At 76.3% G+C, this 4,769-nt stretch carries 5 protein-coding genes; 2 read left to right on the top strand and 3 right to left on the bottom strand.

Going from position 1 to position 4,769, the window contains the following annotated elements; genetic code table 11:
- Nucleotides 1–79: 79 nt before the first annotated feature.
- Nucleotides 80–442, bottom strand: a complete 363-nt coding sequence (locus ACFU6K_RS31540; RefSeq protein WP_380668823.1) for a hypothetical protein — start codon at nt 440–442, stop codon at nt 80–82.
- Nucleotides 443–735: 293 nt separating this feature from the next.
- On the opposite strand from ACFU6K_RS31540, the gene ACFU6K_RS31535 reads away from it, so the two are divergent.
- The gene (locus tag ACFU6K_RS31535) at nt 736–1,053 is read left to right on the top strand and encodes a helix-turn-helix transcriptional regulator (RefSeq protein ID WP_198959518.1); all 318 of its coding nucleotides are present in this window, start codon (nt 736–738) and stop codon (nt 1,051–1,053) included.
- Between the two features lie 100 nt (nt 1,054–1,153).
- Nucleotides 1,154–2,401, top strand: coding sequence for an MFS transporter (locus tag ACFU6K_RS31530; RefSeq protein WP_380668821.1), 1,248 nt, complete (start codon nt 1,154–1,156; stop codon nt 2,399–2,401).
- Nucleotides 2,402–2,910: 509 nt separating this feature from the next.
- Here the strand turns inward: ACFU6K_RS31530 and ACFU6K_RS31525 are convergent.
- The gene (locus ACFU6K_RS31525; RefSeq protein WP_380668819.1) at nt 2,911–3,879 is read right to left on the bottom strand and encodes a phosphotransferase family protein; all 969 of its coding nucleotides are present in this window, start codon (nt 3,877–3,879) and stop codon (nt 2,911–2,913) included.
- Nucleotides 3,880–4,003: 124 nt separating this feature from the next.
- A complete protein-coding gene (locus tag ACFU6K_RS31520) occupies nt 4,004–4,357 on the bottom strand; it encodes an ArsR/SmtB family transcription factor (RefSeq protein WP_380668817.1) in 354 nt (117 codons plus the stop codon).
- Nucleotides 4,358–4,769 lie beyond the last annotated feature (412 nt).

Below are 4,769 nucleotides of genomic sequence, written 5' to 3'. Positions count from 1 at the left end.
GTCCGCGGGCGCCACGGGGCGGGCGCCTGCCGCCCGGGCCGTCACCGCGGGGGTGCCGGCGCCGGCCCGGGCGGTGGGGTCAGTTGAAGACCACGACGTCGGTGCGCATCGGCAGCGGACTGTTCCACCCGATGTTGATCTTGAAGGTCACCACGCCGTTGCCCGGGGCGATGCTCGAGACCTGGAAGGCCGCGGCGCCGACGAACCGGTTGCCGTTGGAGTCGATCTCGGAGGCCGTGATGACGACCGTCGAGTCGATCCCGATGACGTTCCAGGACAGCTGGAGGTTGAAGGTCCCGTTGCCCGGGCTCCACGTCCACCAGGCCCGGTTCACGGAGCCGACGTTGCCGCCGATGGCCGCGAGGCCCTCGTCCCGGACGGCGGGCAGCGAGCTGTGCGTGATCTGCGGGACCTCGGAGGCGGAAGGTTCGACTGCGGCCATGGTGGCACTCCCTGCGCCGGGAGGGCCCCCACGAGCCCTCCGGATACTCAGAGTGTCCACCGTTGCGCACAGCGTCACAATCACTCGTGCGAGTGAACCACCGGCGTGTCGCCCCGCCACCCGCGCCACCCGCGCCACTGCGGCCCCGAGCCGTGCGCCGCCCGGCGCGCACCACCCGCCACCCGCCCACGCGCCCGCAGCCCCCCGGCCGGCGGCCCGCCTTGACACCCCAGGTCGTATCCAGAATATTAGATACGTCCCCGAGGGGCCGGACGGCGGAAGGAGCGTGTGCGGTGGACCTGGACCCGCTGGCCGTGCACAAGGCGCTCGCCAACCCGGCGCGCGCGGACTTCCTGCGCTGGCTCAAGACGCCCGAGCGCTACTTCGACGAGCCGTACTACCGCGAGCGCGGCGTCGGCTTCCACATCGGCGTGTGCGTCACCGACATCCAGGAGCGCTCGGGGCTGTCCCAGTCGGTGGTCTCCGGCTACCTGCAGATCCTGCGCGAGGCCGGGCTGCTGGTGTCCGAGCGCGTCGGCAAGTGGACGTTCTACCGGCGCGACGAGGAGACCATCGCCGCCTTCGCCGCGTACGTGCGCGACGAACTCTGACCCACCCCGTCCCGCTTCGGGGGGCGCCCGCCCGGCGCCCCCTTTTCTTCGACCCAAACGCATCCAACTATCTAGATTTGTGTATCCAATGGAGGCTGTCGTGCCACGCACCGCTCCCGCCCGAAACGCCCTGGCCGTCCCGGTCCTGGCGCTGGGCGTGTTCGGCATCATCACCACCGAGATGGGCGTCGTCGGCGTCCTGCCCTCCCTGGCCGAACGCCTGCACGTCACCCCCGCCGCCGCCGGATGGCTGGTCGGCGCCTTCGCCCTGACCGTCGCCGCCACCGGCCCCGTCGGCGTCCTGCTCGCCTCCCGGCTGCGCCGCAAGACCGTCCTGGCCGCCGCGCTCGCCCTCTTCGCCGCCTCCAACGCCGTCTACGCGCTCGGCCACTCCTTCCCCCTCGTCCTGGCGTTCCGGATCCTGCCCGCGCTGCTCCACCCCGTCTTCTTCGCGCTCGCCCTGACCGCCGCCACCCGCCTGGCCGCGCCCGGCAAGGCCGCCCGCGCCGCCACCACCGTCTTCGCCGGCGTCAGCGCCGGCTTCGCGTTCGGCGTGCCCGTCACCTCCTACCTCGCCGAGCACATCTGCCTGCCCGCCGCGTTCTGGGCCGCCGGCGCCGTCAACCTCCTCGCCTGCGCCGGCGTCCTCGCCTTCTTCCCCGACCTGCCCGACACCGCGCCGCCCACCTACGCCGGACAGCTGGGCATCCTGCGCCGGCCCCGGCTGTGGCTGGCCGTCGCCGCCGTCACCCTGGTGTTCGCCGCGATGTTCAGCGGCTACGGCTACATCGCCGAGTACCTGGGACGCGTCACCGGCCTCGCCCCCTCCCTCACCGGCCCCGTCCTGATGGCCTTCGGCGTCGTCATGACCGCCGGCAACACCGTCTTCGGCCGCCTGCTGGAACGCGGCCTCGTGCGCACCGTCACCGCCTACCCGCTCCTCTACCTCGCCCTCTACCTCCTGATCGACGCCGCCGGCCCCCACCGCCTGCCCATGCTCGCCGCCGTCCTGGCCTGGGGCGCCGTCCACTCCGGCGGCCTCGCCGTCGCCCAGGCCTGGCTCGCCCGCGACGCCACCGACGCCCCCGAGTTCGGCAACAGCCTCTTCATCTCCTTCTCCAACCTCGGCATCACCCTGGGCACCGCCCTGGGCGGAGCCGTCGTCACCACCGCCGGCCCCCGCCACCTGCCCCTGGCCGGCGCCGCCCTCGCCGCCGCCGCCCTGGCCGCCGTCCTCCTGCGCCGCCGCCTGGACCCCCGCCGGCCCAGGCCCGACCAGCCCCGGCACGACGAGCCGCGGCAGGACGAGCCGCGGCACGAGGAGCCCCAGCCCGCCCCGGCCCCCTGACCGGCCCCGCCGACCCGCACCCCCGCCCCGCCCCGGGGCTCGGGTTCCCGTGAACGCCGCACCCCCGGTGCCGCCGGGCAGGCGACGAAGGAGGGAAAGGACCACCCCCCCGGGGAGGCCGGCCGAACAGCCGGCATCGACCGCGGGAGCGGCCGCGGTGTCCGGGCCCGTGCGGCCGCCGGGAGCCGGCCGCCGCACCCCGGGCGTTCCCCGACCGGGGACCAGGGCGCGCGCGGACGGCGCGCCACTGCGCCTTCGCCCGAAGCGTCCGAAGTCCCGGCGTCCTTCGGCGACCCGCGCGGCCCGTGGCGGCGCGGGTCCGGACGAGAACGCCGACGTACCGCCACGGCGGCACGTCCCGAACGGCGACGGCCTCCCGACACGCACCGGGCAGGACCTCGGCGCCGCGGCCGCCGGGCCGGACACCAGGCCCCGGAGAACGCCCCCCGGCAACCGCGGCGCCGCGACGACCTGCCGGACCCGCCGGCAGGGGGGCAGGGGGCGCGGGCTCAGGCGTAGCGGTCGAACAGGGCCTGGAGGTAGTCCTCCAGGCGGCCCGTCAGCACGGCGGGCGTCAGGTCGGTGCGGCCCAGCTCGCGCCAGGGCTCGGCGACCTTCCGGGCGTCCGGGGCGAAGGCGAGGGTGTCCAGCAGCCGCCAGTACAGGTGGTCGCGGCCTTCGGCGAGGGCGCGGCCGCCGGCGGCGGTGTAGCGGTCGGCGAAGGCCAGGCCCGCCTCGGGGCCGTGCAGCAGGGCCAGGGCGGTGGAGCAGTGGGCGACGTCCAGGTCGGCCGGCCCCCAGGACGTCTCCACCCAGTCGACGACCCCGCTGACGGCCAGGTGGTCGCCCGCGCCGGTGAACAGCACGTTGCCGGGGTGGAAGTCGCGGTGCAGGAAGCAGGAGCGGTGCGCGGGCACCGCGCCGCCGATCACCTCCACCGCCCGCCGCCACAACCCGGCGCGGGCGGTGCCCTCGGGCACGCCCACCCGCTCGGGGGCCGTCCACGCCTGCCAGGCACGCGGCCGGTCCTGCCCGCCGACGTCGAGGGCGTGCACGGCGGCCAGCTGCGCGGCCAGCAGGCCCGCGCGCAGCGGCGCCTCGCCGTCCTCGGCCACCCGCACGGTGCCGGGCAGGAGCGTCATCACCAGCGACGGGTACTCGCACACCGCCCCCGACCCGTCCACGCCGCGCAGGTGCGCCGCCGGGACCCCGCCGCCCTCCAGCAGGCGCAGCACCGCCGCCTCGCGGGCCAGCAGCCCCGGGGCGTGGCGGCGGTAGAACGGCTTGACGAAGGAGCGCAGCACCAGCGCGTACGGGCCCTCGCCACCCGCCCGTTCCACGTCCACGCGGCGCATCCGCGAGGTCCACCCGCCCGTGAGCGCGCTCACCCGCGTGACGCGCTCACCGGGCGCGAGGAGCCCCTCCACCCACCGGCGCGTGCCGTCCCATCCCTGGCCCCAGTCCCCACCGTCGATCATGGACGGCAAGCCTACGCCCCACCTCCGCCCCGCCCGCCCTGAGCAGACCTGACGCAGAGTCAACTCCCTTGCGGCCGGGGGGAGAGGCCCCCTGTTCCGGCAGGTGCCGACGTCCGGCGGGCCCTCAGGCCCGCGGGGCCCGGCGGGCCTCCGCGTCGGCGGCGGCCACCACCGCCGCCAGCAGCCCCGGGAACCGCCGCTCCAACTCCTCGCTGCGCAGCGCGTTCATCTTGGTCGTGCCCACGTAGTACTGGCGCAGCAGCCCCGCCTCGCGCAGCACGCTGAAGTGGTGGCTGGAGGTCGAACGCCCCACCGGCAGGTCGAAGGAACCGCAGCTGAGATCGGCCCCCGAGTGCGCGAGCGTGCGCACCACCGTCCTGCGGGCCGGATCAGCGAGCGCCTCCAGCACCTGCTGGACGCTCACGTCCTCCACACCAGGGTGCACGATCACCCGCGCCGCCACGCGTGCCCGCCCCACACCCACCACCCCTTCCCAACACTCGACCCCCGTCTGTCCGACAGTCAAAAACCGCGCGGCGTGCGCGACTTCACGAGCACGACGCTACCAGGGACGATCGCCCGGCCCCCGGCCTTCGCCCCCGGGGGCGCGGCGGACCCCGGGGGCGCCCCGGCGCCCCACCCGCCGCCCACACCCACCGCAACACCCGCGCAACACGCCCCGCCGCCCGGCACCGGACACGCGGGCGCACCACGCGCCGCAGCGGGACAGGGGCCTGGCGAAGGGCCGCGCACGGCGCGGGGGAGGCGCCCGCCGGGAACAGCAGGCAACGGCGGCAGACGGCGCGCCCCCCCCGGCCGGGGGCCGCGGGGGGCGCCCCCACCGGGCAACGGCCCACACCGGCCCACAGGGCACGCGCCGACGCACGGCG

It is taken from the genome of Kitasatospora sp. NPDC057512 (assembly GCF_042802135.1).
Classification (GTDB): Bacteria; Actinomycetota; Actinomycetes; order Streptomycetales; family Streptomycetaceae; genus Kitasatospora.
The sequence above is the reverse complement of the archived record's forward strand: the minus strand, read 5'-3'. Positions and strand labels throughout refer to the sequence as shown.

Bases quoted from the DNA above. Each gene is read 5' to 3' on its own strand.
- ACFU6K_RS31540 (WP_380668823.1), bottom strand. From the start codon at position 442: ATGGCCGCAGTCGAACCTTCCGCCTCCGAGGTCCCGCAGATCACGCAC.
- ACFU6K_RS31525 (WP_380668819.1), bottom strand. From the start codon at position 3,879: ATGATCGACGGTGGGGACTGGGGCCAGGGATGGGACGGCACGCGCCGG.